This is a genomic window from Burkholderia latens (assembly GCF_001718795.1).
Classification (GTDB): domain Bacteria; phylum Pseudomonadota; class Gammaproteobacteria; order Burkholderiales; family Burkholderiaceae; genus Burkholderia; species Burkholderia latens_A.
This window is the reverse complement of record NZ_CP013438.1, coordinates 109,458-126,185: the sequence shown is the minus strand read 5'-3', so window position 1 is coordinate 126,185 and position 16,728 is coordinate 109,458. Positions and strand designations below refer to the sequence as shown.

Annotated in this window: 11 protein-coding genes and 1 pseudogene; 5 read left to right on the top strand and 7 right to left on the bottom strand. The window is 64.9% G+C overall.

The features are described 5' to 3' along the window. Positions 1 to 28 precede the first annotated feature (28 nt). Positions 29 to 808: a 5'/3'-nucleotidase SurE gene (gene surE / locus WK25_RS20075; protein WP_069242547.1), complete on the top strand. Its 780-nt coding sequence runs from the start codon at positions 29 to 31 to the stop codon at positions 806 to 808. A 149-nt stretch (positions 809 to 957) separates the two neighbouring features. On the opposite strand, the gene WK25_RS20070 is transcribed toward surE, so the two are convergent. The 4 genes from WK25_RS20070 to WK25_RS20055 form a co-directional block, all read right to left on the bottom strand. Continuing rightward, the gene (locus tag WK25_RS20070) at positions 958 to 1,779 is read right to left on the bottom strand and encodes an SDR family NAD(P)-dependent oxidoreductase (protein ID WP_059549010.1); all 822 of its coding nucleotides are present in this window, start codon (positions 1,777 to 1,779) and stop codon (positions 958 to 960) included. A gap of 68 nt (positions 1,780 to 1,847) precedes the next feature. Next, complete coding sequence (locus tag WK25_RS20065; protein WP_069242546.1) at positions 1,848 to 2,315, bottom strand: cupin domain-containing protein; 468 nt, start codon at positions 2,313 to 2,315, stop codon at positions 1,848 to 1,850. Between the two features lie 276 nt (positions 2,316 to 2,591). Further along, entirely contained in the window at positions 2,592 to 3,944 is a 1,353-nt protein-coding gene (locus WK25_RS20060) for a pyridoxal phosphate-dependent decarboxylase family protein (protein ID WP_069242545.1), read from the bottom strand. A 20-nt stretch (positions 3,945 to 3,964) separates the two neighbouring features. Then, positions 3,965 to 4,264 (bottom strand): ArsR/SmtB family transcription factor, encoded by a 300-nt coding sequence (locus WK25_RS20055; RefSeq protein WP_040139054.1) that lies wholly within the window; start codon positions 4,262 to 4,264, stop codon positions 3,965 to 3,967. 209 nt (positions 4,265 to 4,473) lie between these two features. Between WK25_RS20055 and WK25_RS20050 the strand changes: the two genes are divergently transcribed. Next, positions 4,474 to 5,478 (top strand): hypothetical protein, encoded by a 1,005-nt coding sequence (locus WK25_RS20050; RefSeq protein ID WP_069242544.1) that lies wholly within the window; start codon positions 4,474 to 4,476, stop codon positions 5,476 to 5,478. 213 nt (positions 5,479 to 5,691) lie between these two features. Continuing rightward, positions 5,692 to 6,502, top strand: a pseudogene (locus tag WK25_RS20045) (TlpA family protein disulfide reductase). Between the two features lie 255 nt (positions 6,503 to 6,757). On the opposite strand, the gene WK25_RS20040 reads toward WK25_RS20045, so the two are convergent. Continuing rightward, positions 6,758 to 9,301, bottom strand: coding sequence for a filamentous hemagglutinin N-terminal domain-containing protein (locus WK25_RS20040; protein ID WP_083253052.1), 2,544 nt, complete (start codon positions 9,299 to 9,301; stop codon positions 6,758 to 6,760). A gap of 105 nt (positions 9,302 to 9,406) precedes the next feature. Then, positions 9,407 to 11,077, bottom strand: a complete 1,671-nt coding sequence (locus tag WK25_RS20035; protein ID WP_069242542.1) for a ShlB/FhaC/HecB family hemolysin secretion/activation protein — start codon at positions 11,075 to 11,077, stop codon at positions 9,407 to 9,409. Between the two features lie 1,183 nt (positions 11,078 to 12,260). Here WK25_RS20035 and WK25_RS31365 point away from each other — a divergent pair. Then, a complete protein-coding gene (locus WK25_RS31365) occupies positions 12,261 to 13,271 on the top strand; it encodes a fimbrial protein (protein ID WP_156789067.1) in 1,011 nt (336 codons plus the stop codon). Positions 13,272 to 13,423: 152 nt separating this feature from the next. Here the strand turns inward: WK25_RS31365 and WK25_RS20025 are convergent, their stop codons facing one another. Then, on the bottom strand, positions 13,424 to 14,794 hold the full coding sequence (locus WK25_RS20025; protein ID WP_069242540.1) for a M23 family metallopeptidase: 1,371 nt from the start codon (positions 14,792 to 14,794) through the stop codon (positions 13,424 to 13,426). Positions 14,795 to 15,071: 277 nt separating this feature from the next. Here WK25_RS20025 and WK25_RS20020 point away from each other — a divergent pair, with 277 nt between their 5' ends. Beyond that, positions 15,072 to 15,950: a mechanosensitive ion channel family protein gene (locus WK25_RS20020; RefSeq protein WP_069242539.1), complete on the top strand. Its 879-nt coding sequence runs from the start codon at positions 15,072 to 15,074 to the stop codon at positions 15,948 to 15,950. Positions 15,951 to 16,728 lie beyond the last annotated feature (778 nt).

Genomic DNA, 16,728 nt, shown 5'->3' with positions numbered 1-16,728 from the left:
TCATCGCCCATCTGCGAGGATCGTTCCGATGCAAGAAACCCGCCCGCTATTCGACCGTGTCCTGCTCACCAACGACGACGGATTCGACGCCCCCGGTCTTGAAGTGCTCGAGCAGGTCGCGACAAAACTGGCACGCGAAGTCTGGATCGTCGCGCCGGCGGAAGACCAGAGCGGCACGTCGCATTCGCTGAGCCTGCACGAACCGTTGCGCGTGCATCGCAAGGGCGAGCAGCGCTACGCGGTGCGCGGCACGCCCGGAGACTGCGTCGCGATCGCGGTCAGCCACCTGATGAAGGGCGCTCGGCCCGACATCGTGCTGTCCGGCGTGAATCGTGGCGCGAACCTCGGCACCGAGACGGTATTCTCGGGCACGGTCGGCGCCGCGATGACGAGCATGCTGGTCGGCGTGCCGGCGATCGCGCTAAGCCAGGCGTTCAGCGACCGCAACGCGGTGCCGTGGAATACGGCGCTCACGCACGCGCCGGATGTGATTCGCCGGCTCACGGAGGCCGGCTGGGACGGCGACGCGTGTCTGAACGTGAATTTCCCGGCGCGGCCTGCTGATGACGTGCGCGGGCTGAAGGTGACGAACCAGGGCGCCGGCACGCTGCAAGGCGTCGACATCGTGTCGGGGCGGGATCCGCGCGACATTGAATACCACTGGCTGAAGCTGGCGCGCGCACCGCGTGACGACGATGCGGATTCGGAAACGATGGCGCTCGGCGAAGGCCATATCGCGGTCACGCCGCTGAAGTTCGAACGCACGCACGATCACGCGCTTGCGCGGTTGCGGGCGCGCCTCGGCTGACGTCGAGACGCGGCGATCGAATGGACTCGCCAGGCGATTCTGGCGGCGGGACATGGCACCGTTGCAGCGCGGCTCAGTGGGCCGTCCCGCCCCACCGCATCTTTGGGCCTTAATGCCCCGAAGCTCCGGAAGCCCCCAATGGTCCTCGATCAGGTGAGATTCATCCCACCGTCGAGCATCACAACCTCGCCGGTCACATAATCCGACGCGACGAGCATCGCGACCGTCTGCGCGACGTCGTCCGGAGTCGCCGCGCGGCGCATCGGCGCGCGCTCGCGCCACAGTTGCTGCGCTTCGGTCCAGTCGGCGGTCAGCGGCGTATCGACGAGCCCGGGCGCGACCGCATTGACGCGAATCGCGGGCGCGAGCGTGCGTGCGAGAAGGCGCGTCGTGTGATTGAGCGCAGCCTTGGCCGCTGCATACGGGATCGACGCGCCTTTGGGCCGCACGCCCGCATGCGAGCTGACGTTGATCACGCAGCCTGCGCGCCCGCCCGACGCCGCTTCGAGCAGCGCCGGCTGTGCTTCGGCGACGAGCCGAAACGGCGCGATCACGTTGATCTCATGCATCTCGCGCCATACGTCGGGCGTCGCGGCGGCAAGATCGTCGTGCGGAATCACGCGGCTCACGCCTGCGTTGTTGACCAGCACGTCGAGCCGCCCGTGAACCGCGAGCGCATCGCGAATCAGACGCACGCGCTGCGCGTCGTCGGCGAGATCGGCTTGAACGTACGCCGCACCAAGTTCGCGCGCCATCGCACGACCGGCCGCGGCGGACTGGCGCGAATGCAGGATCACCGCATAGCCGTCCGCCGCCAGGCGCCGCGCGATCGCCGCGCCGATGCCCGACGTCGAGCCGGTGACGAGCGCGACGGGCCGCTGCACGCGCGCCGCGCGCGGCTCTACGGCGGTTTCGGTTTCCGGCTCCGTGTCGGAAACGGGGGCATTCATCGGCGGGTGCGGTGCGTCCATGGCAGGGATCCTGTCGGTGGCATTCCCGCATCATAAGGGCGACGACGATCGATGCGGATACGCGCGCGCTACGGTTGTTTGGGCAGGTCGACGAAATCTTCGAGCTGTCCGGCGATATGAAGCCGCTTGCCGATGCGCGGGTATTCGCACACGTCGTGTTCGAGGCGCTGCCCCATGATCAGCAATTCGAGCGGTGCATCGCCCGTATTCTCGAGCACATGCGCTTCGCCGCCGCGTGCGAAGCCGAGAAAATCTCCGGCTCCGACGTCGTGACGACGTTCGCCGATCGTGACCGTACCGGTGCCGGACAGCACGTACACACATTCTTCTTCGTACAGGTGCCGGTGATATTCGGACGATTCGTGACCGGGCATCAGCGTGAGCAGGTGCACGCCGATTTGTGTGAGACCGGTCGGCTCGCCGAGCTGTCGTTTGAGGCGAACGGCATTGGGATTCAGCGAATGCACCGCGCGCGCCGGTGTCATTTTCGCGATGTCGGCAGCTTTCAGCAGTTCCCGGGGAGGTGTCGTGGACATGGGGACCTCGTCAGCGTGAATGCAGCGGTTGGACGCGCCGCCCCGACTCGCGCGGCGCGCATGCGGCGCCATTGTCCGACATTTTCATGCGGACGCGGAAGCCGGCGAGGCGCGGCGGCGTGCGTCGACGCGCGCCGTTGCCGCACGCAACCGCGCCGGCAGGCTATCCAGCGCCGGCGCGTGCGCTGCGCGAGGTAATCCCGATGGGCGTGCTCGACGGCCGCAATGACCAAGACCGGCGCTGCACCGGACGGCAGCAAGCAATGCCGATGCCAGTCAGCCCACGTGCACGCCGCGCAGCGTCGTCAGCAACGCGACGAGGCGATCGATGTGTGCGTCTTCGGTGCGCCACGACGACACGCTGATCCTGAACGCAGGCCGCCCCTGCCACACGGTCTGCCCGAACCACACGTCGCCAGAATCCTGCGCGGACTGAAGGATCGCGATCGTCTCTTCGTCGGTCCCGGCACGCACGAGCACCTGGTTCAGCACGACACGATTCAGCACCTCGTAGCCGGCTGCGCGCAGGCCGTCCGCGACCCGCTGCGCTTGGGCGCAATGCCGCTCGACCATCGTCGCCACGCCCGCGCGACCGAGCGCACGCAGCGCGGCCCACACCGGAATGCCGCGCGCGCGCCGCGAGAATTCGAGGTTCAGGTTCTTTTGCGCATCGTGCGCACCGCTCAAGTACACCGCATCGCTGTTCATCGCGGTCGCGAGCGCGGCCGCGTCGCGGCAGATCACCATCGCGCCGTCGTACGGCGTGTTGAGCCACTTGTGGCCGTCGGTGGTCCAGCTGTCCGCGCCGTCGACACCGTCGGTCAGCGCGCGCTTCGACGATGCGCGCGCCCACAATCCGAACGCGCCGTCCACGTGCACCCATGCACCGGCGGCTTGTGCAACCGGAATCAGCGCCGCGAACGGATCGAATTCGCCGGTGTTCACTTCGCCGGCCTGCACGCACAGGATCGTCATGTCGTCGAGCGGCGGCAGTTGCGCGGGATCGATGCGGCCATGCGCGTCGACCGGTGCGACGATCAGGCGCTTCATCCCGAAGCCGAGCACGCGCAGCGCCTTCTTCACGGTGACGTGCGCGAGTTCGGACAGCACGACCTTGACCTCGGGTGCACCGGTCAGCCCGTCCTCGTCGACGTCCCAGCCCTTGCGCCCGAGCAGCGCACGCCGCGCGGCGACCAGCGCGACGAGCGTGCAGGCCGTCGCGCTCGTGCCGAAGCCGACTGCGCTGCCTTCGCGCAATCCGAGCACGTCGACGACCCAGCGCGCGGCCTGCCGCTCGATCGTCGCGGCCACCGGCGAATTCGCGAACGACGACGCGCACTGGTCCCACGCGAGCATCAGCCGCTCGGCCGCGGCAGCAGCCGGCAGCGTCGCGCCGATCACGAAGCCGAAGTAGTTCGGGCCGTTCGATGCGACGGTTGCGGGCGTGCCTTTGTCATCGAGCAGGCGCAGCACGTCGTCGGCCGGGCGGCCCGTATCGGGCAGCGGCTCGTCGAACGCTGTCAGACCGGCGAGCGCGGCCGCATCCGGATATGCGCGTCGTTCGTTCGTCGCGGCGAGATACGCGTGCGCGCGCCGGTCGGCGTCGGCCAGCAGGGCGAGTTCATCCATGTCGATTGCCTCGGTGAAGGTCAGAGTTGCAGGAGATCGCGGCCCAACCGATGCAGCGCGTCGTCGATCCGCTTGTAGTACGTGAACTTGCCGACACGCGTCGCCCGCACGAGCCCCGCATCCGCAAGGATGCGCATGTGGCGCGTGGTCGTCGCCGGCGCGATGCCGAGCTTCTCGGTGATATATGTGCAGCACACGCCGAGTTCGTCGAAGTCGCCGTGCGGCTGCGGCGGGAAATGCTTGCGCGGCTGCTTGAGCCAGCGCATCACGGCCAGCCGGCTTTCGTTCGCGAGTGCGCTGATGCGGGTGACGTCGTCCATGGAATCGGCCTCGTTTTACGTTTTGAATATTAGCTAAATGACGAAATGTAGACAACGGGTTCGCCGAGGGATGCTTGCATTCGATCGCGAATCAAGATTTCGCGACGTCCGGGTCTGCGCAACTCGCGATATCGGTTGCAACATCCTAAAGTGACGAGAAACGGCCTGCGTCGCCGTTCGTGATACGCACCCGATTCCGAGGTACCTTCATGCCGAGTATTGTCGCGGATTCCGCCCAGTTTCCCCCGAGCCCCGTCGCCGCCGAAACGCGGACGGTGCACGATGTTGCCACGTTCCGGCCGTCCGACTATCGCTCGGCGGACGGTGCGTCGTGGGTCATCGCGACCATCAAGCCGGCCGCAGACAGCGGCGCGAACGTGATCGGCCCCACCTACTTCGATACCGCGCAACAGCGGACCGTCGCGATACCGGACGCGCGCCGCCGCTACGCGAACCGCGGCACGTGGCAGGTCGTCGCGAGTTCGAACCCGTCGGTGCCGCCCACCGGCCGCTACGACTGGCTGACGCTCGCATGGCTGCCGATCAACCGGCGGCCGCTGCCGCAGACGCCCGAGCATCTGTATTCGCCGTTCATCCATGGCGGTACGATCATCTACCGATGGAATCCGGACGCCCGGGGCGGCGAGCAGTTCGGCAACGTGCGAATGATTTATTCCGAATGGACACAGCACGTCGCGGACGTGCTGCGGTCCCCGGCCGGCGACGAGTCGGAGGCAGCACCCGCTTCGCCCGCGTCGGCGCTCGATCGCGTGAAGGCGGAACGCAATCCGATGGCCGCCGTGCTCGACTTCGGCGCCGCGCTGCAACAGGAACCGGCCGACCGGATCGCCGCGCGCCTGCCGGCGTTGCTGCGCGCGGAGGACTTGCACGAGGTATCGGCGATCGTGTTCCAGTGCTTCGCCGCATCGCGAGAAGCGGATCGGCCGCGCTTCGTCGAAGCGATCAACGGATCGATCCTGTCGATCGACGATGCTGCACGTCTGCTCGCGATCGCGTACGGCGCGTTCGCGGCCGGCAAAGCGAAGCCGCGTCCGTTCAGCGATGCCGCGCAGGCAGCGCGCATCCGCGACGTGTTCGCTGCGTTGAAGCAACGCACGTCGGCGCTGGGCGTACCGGTTGAGGAAGGTACGCCGTGGTACGAGTTCTTCACCGCATACCGGCTCGGCGGTACGGAATCCGACAACGGACGTTAATCGCCCATCGATCGCCGGTGCCGGCGCAGCAACGCGCTGCGGTACGGGCCATGCACTCGGCGGGCCGGAAGCACAATCGCAGTCGGTCGACGCTGCTGAGCGACATTACCGCCGACGCGGGAACCCCGCCCATGCCGTCGGGTCGAAACGCGACACCGTACGTCGGCGGTTCCGTTTTCGCCGCTCTTCCTTCCCTCTTCGCACTCTCGCTTCATGTTGAGCCTCGGCCCGTTCTCGATCCGCGTCATCGCGGTAGCTGTCGCCGCGTTGCTGGCGTGGCTCGTCGCGCGTTTCATCCAGCGCAAACCGCCCAACGACCAGCCCAAGACCGCATCGAGCCTGATCCTCGACGTGCTGCTGCTCGGGTTGATCGCAGCGCGCGCAAGTTACGTCGTGCAATGGTGGCGCGACTATGCGTCCGCGCCGCGCTCGATCATTGCGTTCGGCGACGGCGGCTTCGACTGGCGTATCGGCATCGTGGCCGCGCTCATGTTCGCGGCGTGGCGGCTGCGTCGCTTGCCGGCGCTACGCAAGCCCGTGGCAGCAGGCATCGTCGCGGGGCTCGCGGCGTGGGGGCATCGCGCAAGGCACGCTCGCCACGCTGCAACGTAACGCACTGCCGTTCACCGCAATGCAGCTCGAGACGCTCGATGCGACGCCCGTGCTGCCGCAGCGCTTCGCCGGCAAGCCGGTCGTCGTGAACCTGTGGGCGACGTGGTGCGCGCCGTGCCGGCGCGAGATGCCGATTCTCGAACAGGCGCAGCGTGATCGTCCGGATCTTGCGGTGCTGATGCTCAACCAGGGTGAAAACGCGCAAACCGTGCGTGCGTTCCTCGAACGACAGGGACTGCAATTCGACAACGTTCTGCTCGATCCGTCACTGCGCGCGATGCACGCATACGGATCTCGCGGGCTGCCCACGACGCTGTTCTCCAATGCGAAGGGCGAACTCGTCGAGTCGCACATGGGCGAGCTGAGTGCCGCCCGGCTCCGGGACACGCTAGGCGAACTCGTCCGCCGTTAAGCTCCCCTGACGAGCATTGCCTTCCCGCGGCCGCAGGGAGCGCCATCGAACCCGGCGTCGATGGCGCTCGTGAACTCAGCCGTAGCCGCCCCGGCGTGCGGGGAACATCGTCGTGTACAGCGCCCGCCTGCTCACGAACAATCACCCACACGCTGGAGCGAAATGTCAGCGATATCGATTGCCTATTGATCGACGGTGTCCGGCCCGCCTGACATCAGCAGGCCCGACACGATCAGACAATACCCGTGCGCTGAGTTATACGCGCCCCCACCCGAATACAGACGCAAAGAACATCATCGGGTTGTACATCCACGGCATCGATGCGTAAACCGATGCCATGATCTGATGCACCGGCACGAAATAGAACGGCGGCGGCGCGACTTGCTGGACCGGCTGAATCGGCCGGAACGGCTTGTTGGCGGCCTGCTGCGTCGTTGCCTGCTCGACCGGCTTGTTGGCAACCTGTTGCGTCGCTGCCTGCTCAACCGGTTTGTTGGCAACCTGCTGCTGCGTCGCTTCCTGCTCAACCGGCTTGCCGGCAACCTGCTGCGTCGTTGCCTGCTCAACCGGCTTGTTCGCAACCTGCTGCGTCGCTGCCTGCTCAACCGGCTTGTCCGCAACCTGCTGCGTCGTTGCCTGCTCAACCGGCTTATCGGCCACCTGCTGCGTAGCTGCCTGCTCGACCGGCTTGTTCGCAACCTGCTGCGTCGTTGCCTGCTCGACCGGCTTATCGGCCACCTGCTGCGTCGCTGCCTGCTCGACTGGCTTGTTGGCAACCTGCTGCGTCGTTGCCTGCTCGACCGGCTTATCGGCCACCTGCTGCGTCGCTGCCTGCTCGACTGGCTTGTTGGCAACCTGCTGCTGCGTCGCTGCCTGCTCAACCGGCTTGTCCGCAACCTGCTGCGTCGTTGCCTGCTCGACCGGCTTGTCGACAACCGGTGCAACGACCGAGCTCTCGGGCTTCGATTGAGCGAGTTCCGCGATCGCCACCGGTTCCGCCGGCTTTACCGCCGGAGCTGCAGGCTGGGTCGGCGCGATGACGACCGGCGGCGCAGCTACCGGAGTCGAGTCGACCAATGTATCGACTTTCGCGTACCTCTCGATCTGACCGTGGTTCGACAGCCCGCCGTACACGGCAAGCGCACCGCCCGCACTGACGCGGCCGGACGCCGAGTTGCTCAGTCCGCGATACACGGTGATCGATTTTTCGGTGCGAATCTTGCCGCTATTGGTGACGTTCCCGTATGCCGTCACCGCATCCGCGTGAAACGTACCGTCGTTGTTGACAGTGCCGTATGTCGTAGCGCTTCCCGAGATTGCGACGCTGCCGCCTTTGGCAACATCGAGCCCGTCATAGATCGCGGCCGAGCCGGCCCGGATCTTCCCTTCACTCTTCACATCGCCATAGGTCGACAGCGCATCGGACGCGATCAGTTGCCCGTCCGAGCCGATCTGTGCACCACCGTGAACCGAGACCGATTGCCCACGTACCACGCCGTCATTCTTGGACAATCCGCCGTACACCGACAGATCGCGCCGCGCCGCGAGCGACGCACCCGACGCGACGGTTGCGCCCCCATGAACCGAGACCGTATCGGCGGTCAGCTCTCCTCCGTTCGACAGCCCGCCGACAATCGTCATCTCGCCATTCTTCGCGGTGCCGACAGTATTGTCGAAGGTCATCGTCGGGCCATGCGACCCGCCGGAGCCGCCGATTTCTGCGTTGGCACCGGATTGTTGCTGCACCACGGTAACGTCGTGGCTGCCGGGGGCGACATTTGCGCCGGATTGATGCTGAACGATGGTGACGCCATCACCGCCCGAGTTTGCGTTCGGACCGGACTGAATCTGCGTAACCGAGACGCCGGACACGTTCGACCCGATATTCGCACCGGACTGAGTTTGCGTGAACACCTTCCCGCTCGCATCGAGAGCGGGCACGCCCGCCACGACGTCGATCTTCCCGTCGACGTTCACGCCGACGCCCTTCGCCGCGCCAACCAATGTGATCGCGTTCGCGTGCATGCTGCCGAGCCGCGCGACGTCGATCGCAATCTCCGGCGTGTCGGTGCCGGAGGCATTCCGGCGATAGGCAATGGTGTCGCCGTCGACCTTCACGTTGCCGTCCAGCGCGACCCCAACGAGCTTCTTCGCCCTCGCGTCGGCATTGATACGCAGCGAGCGCGCGACCAGATCGACGTCGGTATCCGCCGCATCGAGCCCCTTGCCTTCGACCACGAGGCGACCGCGCGTTTCGAAGCTCGCGATGCCGCCATCCTGATCGAACACCGGCTTGCCGGCCACGAGCGTCGCGCGAGTTGCATTGATGAACCCGGCGCCGTCTGCCACGAGGCCGTTCGGATTGGCGACGATGAGCCGGGCCGCCTGCCCGGCGATTTCCGTCGCGCCGTTGAGTCGCGACACCTGGCCGCCGGTCACCTCGTTCAGAATGATCCGGGCGGGTGCGCCGCCGAGTTGCGCGTTGCCGGCGATCGTACCCGCGAGTTGCGTATGAACCGACGTGGCACTGTTGTTCAGAATCAGCCCATTCGCGCCGACGTTGTAATCGGTGAAACGGTTATGCGACAAACCGGCTGCATTCGGCGCGGTGATGTTGACGACCGGCGTCCCGCCGACCGCCGTGATGCCCGGCTGTGCGGCGGCACCGGCATCCGGGCGCAGGACAGCCTGTCCGTGTGCAGCCAGCGCAGGCATCATCAGCGCAAGCGCGCCCGCCAGTGCCGTACGTCGGGGCAACGCGCGCCGATACGTGAATTGATGGGTGACAGTGTGTTTCATGGTGCTTCTCCATAGCGTTTGTGGTGTGGCGCGACTGCGCGCCGGCCGAGGGATGACGCGAGCTACATGGGGGCCTCCGTGAGTAAGTCGCCGTTCGCGACGGCGTCAGAAACGACTGGTGAGTTGCACGTCCAGCGTCGGCGACGCGGTGTGCAACCGCGCCGGCTTGCGCAGCGGCACACCGAGCGCGACGTCGAATCCGAAGCTGCGATAGCTGCCACGCACGCCGAGCGCGGCACCCGCAAGCACGCAGCGCTCCCCGTACGCATCGCACGACACGCCGCCCGCATCGAGCGCCGCATACACTTCCTGGCCGCGAAGCCCGGTCGCCAGTTCGTTCCGAACCAGCCATCCGCTTTTGCCGCTCGGCGCGGAGTTGCCATCGAATCCGCGGACCGTGTAGCGGCCGCCGATCTGCATGAATTCCGTAGACGGCGTAGCGCTCGGCGCGTGCTGAATGCGCAGCGTTCCGCGATAGCCGTAGCGGCGCGTGCCGACCGAAAAAACCGTGTCGAGGCCGCCGTCGACCGTGAAGACCCGATAGCGCCCGTCCCATTGCGCGCGGTCCTTCACATAGCCGGGAAAGCGGCTGAAGGCCGGCAGACTGCCGCGCACGCCGATCGCGGCGTCGAGCGTCGCGTTCGCGAACTTCTCGCGATGCGCAGCCGAAAAGTCGTAGGTCACGAGGTCATGCTTCAGGACCAGAAGCTCCGAGCCGTCGAACCACGCGCGATCGTCCCGGCGCGCGAGCCTGAGGCGCAGCGTCGACTTGCCATGGCTCGACCGGTACGGGACGTAGCCGATCGCGGCCTCGATGCGCCTGGTCCGATTCGCGTAGACGAGACCGCCCAGGTCGTCGAGCGGCTGGCGGCTGGTCCATTCGCTCGCGCCGACCGCGAACGACGCATAGCCGATCGGGACGTTCCACGCGACGCTTTTGGATTGCGCGCCGCGTGTCTTGTCGCGGAACGCGGCGTCGGTGTTGTAGGTGACGAGCAGTTGGTCGTACAGATGCAACGGCGAGTCGAGCGACAGGATCACACCGAGCTGGTTGCGGCCGGTTGCATCGAGTCCCGCGTTGTCGGCGGTCGCGACGACGCGCACGCGTCGCGCGTCGGCCGGATGCCGGACGACGATATCGGTGTCGCCGAGCGTTGCGCCCGGCACCAGATCGAACGCCGTGGCCGCCTGGCCGGGCAGGCGCCGTACGTTCTCGAGCGCCTGGTCGAGGTCGCGCACGTTCAGCCGCGCACGCGGTCCATGTGGAAAGAGCAATGGAGTCCAGCCGATGCGTGCGGCATCGTCCCGGATCTCGCCGATGCGGCCCGGCAGGATGTCGACGACAAGCTGACCGCGCGACAGATCCTGTGCCGGCAGACTGGCGAGCGACGTAACGTAACCGTGCGCGGCGAGTTGCTGGTTGGCCCATTCACGCAGCATGCGCAGGCCTTGTTGGCCAATGCACTGGCCTTCGACGCCGGCACCCGACGCCAACCACGGGAACGCGTCCGCGCCGCGCCATTCGACGGTGCGGATCGTGAAGCACGGCTGCTCGGCGGGAAGATTCAGACGGCCGGACGCGCCCGTCGTGGGTGCCGACAAGACGTCGGGCTGCCGGAGATACTGCTGCTGCAGTTGATCGAGTTGCTGCTCCTGGCCGCGGTTCGCGACGGGAGGCCGTGCGCCCGGACTCGCAGGCTGAGCGTGGATGGCCAAGCTGAACCACAACAGGTTCGCGGCACACAGGGTGCGCGCCGCGCGGATCGAGAGAAACATTCCGAATACGTCTACGTGCTGGTACAACGGGAAGGAAAGGTGTCGATGGATCCGCCACCCCGTCACGCGTGCCTGGCATACGATCCGCGACCCGTGTTGCTGATTCGCCGAGCACCGGGTGAACGATCTGAAAACGTCTCACGGTGGCAGCCGTTTTTTACGGTCCGACCATCCGCCGATGGGGCGAATTTTATTTTCCAATTCTAACGATTTGGCCTATGCGCGAATATGGGACAACGACTCGAAAATTTATTGATTAATAGAACTCGTATTATGTTTTTTCTTTTTTTAATATTTCTTTCGTTCGTGTCCTATGCAACCGCGAGCAATACTCGAGCGAGGTCGACCGCTACCGCGTTCGACGTTTCGAAGTGCGGTTACTTCTGCTGACTCCGCTCGCAGGCGAACAGGTAACCCAAGAACCGTCGCAATCAGCGAACGGCGACCCAGGCCATGCGCCTGGACCAACGTCGAAATTCACGCGTGCAGCAAAGCGGGCCCGTAAGCTCGATCGGGCTGTTGCGGCGCTGGATTGACGGTCCCGGCGCTGCGATCCGCAAATTTGCCGCCGCCAATCGCCGCCCGGCCGATCAGGTGGTGTCAACTGGCAGACAGGTGCTATCAATACCGCGTCGCGCTGATGGCGCCCTCGTCGCGACACACACCGCTCGCTTGAGTCACGCGGCACGTCGCAACAGCTTCGCATGACCTGTAGCTCACATCCCCGCTCCGCCGCATCACCGCCGATCCTTTTTTGCAGATTTGAGACTTGTCATATTAGAAAATCAACATACGTACGTTTAATTACTTTTTTGCAACATTAATTAAAAGATAATTAGCGATATATCTACTTTTTTATCACCCATACAGACATCAAGGCAAATATCGACTATTGCGTTGAATATTAACCACACTCATGCAATACTTAATTTAAGAACCGACCTCGTCGATCCGCTTACATTAGTAGTACATATCTGCAAAAACACGGAATTGATTACCCGCGGCACGCATGGCATAGCGTTCGATGCGGCACGGCTCGCCTGTCAGCGCGCCTTCCGCCGATCAAGTGCTCGGCTCGCAACCGGGCCCGCCCCGCCGTAAGCTCCGAGCGAACAATCGGGCATGCGGAACGGGCCGATGACACTTCGAATACGGAACGACCCAACTCGGAAAGAGACGCGATATGGATACACAACTGCACGGTCAATTTAGCTGCGTTGTCAGAACGGTGTTTGTCGGCGTGGCCCTCTCGATGGCTTCCGAAACCGCGTGGTCCGTGTGTACGTTCAGCGTGCTCGGAGAAACCGTTTCATTCACTGAATGGAAGCTCCCACGCGACAAGTTTGTGGGAACGTCGCAAAAGAAGAATCTGCCGACGCAGAGTTTCCTTTGCGACTATGGGTACATTAAGACAACTGCGCGTGTTGTAGGCGGGACGCTCGCTCCGGGCTATACCAATGTGTATGAGACAGGGATCAGGGGACTAGGCATCCGATTCTATGGCTTCGTACCCACGCCGTCGCCGAGACCATTCGAGCCAAACCTATGGGCCACCGCAGTTGCCGCACCTTTCTCCCGGACAATCAACGCAGGATGGCCATTCACGAATAAATTCAGCGCGGCGGCCGAACTTGTCGTGATCGGTTCGCTTGGAACAGGCACCGCCACGAATCTCCCGCATATATCGGTTCAGATGGAGGCGGATCCTGGTAAGCCGATAGCGACATACAAACTGCGTGTCGATCCGCCAATCAAGATCGAAGCGCAGGCCTGCAGGGTTGCCACTCCCGACGTGAACGTGACGATGCCCAGAGGCGTCACGTACTTGCTCGATGGGCCAGGGTCCTCGGGTGGCGCCACGGGATTCAATATCGTGCTCGACAACTGCCCGGCCGGACTGGCCGTGCATGCGACGTTCGCCGATGCAAGCAACCCCGCGAACCGCTCGGACATACTTTCGCTCGCGCCCGAATCGACCGCCTCCGGCCTCGGTTACCAAGTGTTTTTCCGATCGAAGGCCGTCCGTTACGGCCCCGACACGTCAGCGGCAGGCGCGGATAACCAGTTCATGATCACCGATTCCGCGACGCCGTCGATCACCGTGCCGCTGGCGGCCAAATACGTGAAGACGTCGAACGATGTCCAACCCGGCACGGCAATCGGCCGGATTTTCTTCAACATGTCCTATCAATGACGAGATGTCCGTGCTTCGTTGGATACGCACTTGTGATCATTCAGCGCCGAGCCATGCATGACGGTATTCACGCACCACATTTGACCCAGCGGGAGTTGAGCTGAAGCGAAATGCTTGTAGTCGATTCGATCCGGCATCGTCCGGAGGCCCGCTCAGCCCGAATCCGATGCAGAGCGCTTCGCCATTGCAACGGGCTGCGACCGGACCGCCGACGCCAGTTGCGTGCGCGCATCACGGGCCACGCGGTTGAACGCCACACGCTGCGCGCCCTTCAGCTTCGTGGCTTGGGCTGCTTGCACGAGTTTGATCGGATCGACCAGGCGCGCATGCCGGCGAACCTCGAAGTGCAGGTGCGGGCCGGTGGCGCTGCCCGTGCTGCCGACCGCGCCGACGCGTTGACCACGCACGACGCGCGCGCCGGTTCGCAGTGTCGGCTCGAATGCCGACAAGTGCGCGTAGTACGACGTGTAACCGCCGTCATGGCGAATCACCACGTACTTGCCGTAGCCGCGCGGCTCGGTGCCGATGAACGTCACGACACCGCGCTCCGACGCACGAACCGCGCGCCCGGCCGGCGCCGCGAGATCGACGCCCGAATGCATGTGACGCACACCGCTCACCGGATGCACGCGTGCGCCGAACCGGGAACTGATACGCGTCGCGGCGACCGGCATCGCGAAGCGCGAACCGGCGAGCGGCATGCCGTCAAGGTCGTAATAGGCGCCCGGCGATCCGGGATGAGCGGCGAACCACACGGCCGTGACCCGCTGGCCGCGAAAGCGGATGTCGAGCGCCGTCACGCGCACGCGGCCCGCCCGCTTTGCATCGCGGTTTGCCTCGAATGCCACGCGGAAAGTGTCGCCGTCCGTGCCGCGCTGCTTCGGATCCATCCGGCCGGCCAGCACACGTACGATCTGTGCGGCGACGCCGGCCGGCAGATCGGCGCGCGCCAGCGAAGCGCGCAGACTGCCGACGATCGCTCCGGCGTACGCGCCGCGATCCGGCTGCGGCAACGTGAACGGCTCCGCGGATGCCAGATCGGTCGCAGCTTGCGAGAACACCTGCTTTGAACCCGTCGCGGGCAATGCAGACGCCAGCCCGTAGTCGAACCGCGACGCATAGCCGCGTTCGACCGCATCGCGCGCGGTATCGCACAGCACGCGATATGCAATGCAAGCACCGAAACGCATCGCCGGAGCATCGTGCTCGCCGCGTGCGGGCACGTTCAACGCATGCGACATATAGGCGATGTCGAGCGGCACGGCGGACGATGCATGCAGCCCGCCCCACGTCGTGCGCGCGGAATTGAAGAAAGGCACGTCGCCAAGGTCGGGGGCTTCCGTCGTTGCGGGCGCCACATGCGCGGCATCGTGAAACGCCAGTGCTGCCGCCTGCGCACCGGCCACGCAGACGGCCGTGACAATCCCGCACAGTAACGCAGCGTGTATCGGGAAACGGCGAACGCCGCGTGATGCGGGGTGACCTTGCTCGCGTGCGACACGGAAACGCAGGTCTGACCGCATGACGTCGTCACTCGCTATTCAATGAAAATCAAAAAAACCGGATATCGCTGACGATCGATCGTCGCGGTCCGGCTACACGAAAGCGAGTGTATCGGCGTGGCCGCAACGGATGAATAGGACGTGTCTGATTTGATTTCAAAGCGATCTAATACCCCTACCAAATCAACTCAGCCCGAACGCGATGCATTGGCGCAATAGCCGCCGTGCCGTGTACAGTCGAGGGTTGCCGGTATGCGACACGTGCCGAGCTCCGTATCTCCAAAACCGAAATCCCGTCATGTTCTCCGACACTCTTCATCCGGAACGCTGGACGTTCCTGTGGAACGCGTTGTCCACCCTCTCCGTCAAGCTGTCCGCCGCGGTGGCGCTCCTCGTCGCCGGCTGGTGGCTGTCGAAACGTATCGGCAACTGGCTCAACCGGCTGCTCTCGAACAAGGAGCGCGTCGACGATACGCTGCGGCCGATCCTCTGCGACGTCGCCGTGTGGGGCATCCGCATCATCGCGATCGTCGGTGCGCTGTCGCAGCTTGGCATCGAAACTGCCAGCATCGTCGCGGTGCTCGGCGCGGCCGGCCTCGCCATCGGGCTCGCGCTCCAGGGCACGATGCAGAACATCGCGGCCGGCATCATGCTGTTGCTGCTGCGGCCGTTCAAGGTCGGCGACTACATCGACGGCAGTACGGGCGTCGCGGGCACCGTCGAAGAGGTCGGCCTCTTCATGACGCGGCTGACGAAGCCGGACGGCATCTGCGAATACGTGCCGAACAGCGCGCTGTGGGGCAGCCCGATCCGCAACTACACGCGCAACACGACGCGCCGTCTCGATCTCGAAGTGGAAGTGTCGGTGCACGACGACATCGACCGCGCACTGGACGCACTGCGTGCGCTGGCCGAAGCCGATCCCGACGTGCTGAAGGATCCCGCCCCGGACGTGATGGTGATGCGCTTCGACGACAGCACCGCAATCGCCAACATGCGCGTGTGGACGCACACCGACAAGTTCTGGGCGATGCGCTGGCGCCTCGCGCGCCAGGTGCGCAAGACGCTCGACGATGCGAATTGCGCGCTACCCATCCGCACGCGCGAACTGCATATCGTGCACGAAGCCGAACCACAGATACGGCTCGGCAATCCGCGCCGCACGACGGCATCGTAACGGCACCGCGCACGGCCGCGCGGCATCGCGTTGCTGTACTCGGGCCTGCGCCGTTATATCGCGACGATAATCACGCAGCGCATTGTCGCCGGTCTGTACGTGAACACCGAGATTGCTCCGTGCGGCGTAAAGCACCTTTCGCCGATCGCACCGCGCTGATGAGGGCCGTCGGAAACGCGGTCCGCCGATATCTTTGCTTTTCGCTTATTCGTTTCATACGACGCTCGCGGCATCCGCCAAGCGGCGAATCGGCGCTCCGCTCGCTCCTTTGGTACATCCGTTGTCTTAGCTGCCACGGGCTGGCGAACGCCGAGCGTGTGCTTTCGCACCGCAGCGCTTTCCTCGCCGTTTTTCCCGTTCCGCGCTCCGTCGTTCCGGGTTTCCGGACGCGCAAAAACCCCACGAAAACAAGGATATTTCGCGCGTGCGACACGGCTTTCGAGTTCGGTTATATTACGCGCCCCTTGCCGTCCCGCTCCCGCCAGACGCATCGCGCGCGGCCCATGTCGACTTCGGCTGAAATGCCGCCCGGCGAAGCTTGCCGCACGGGCCGGAACGCGTTGCCCGCGACCGCGGTGCACGCATCCGCATGACCGCACGGAGCCGATCCGAAGGTGTCCTTCGCAATGGCTTCCCGTGCGCAAATGCGACGGTGCACGCGACCGATCCGGAATTCCGGATTCGCGGTCCGGATCTCCGGATACCGAAACCGGCCGCGATTCGGCACGTCCGGACGAGATGGCAAACCGATGCATCCAAGTTGAAAAAGGGATCTGCT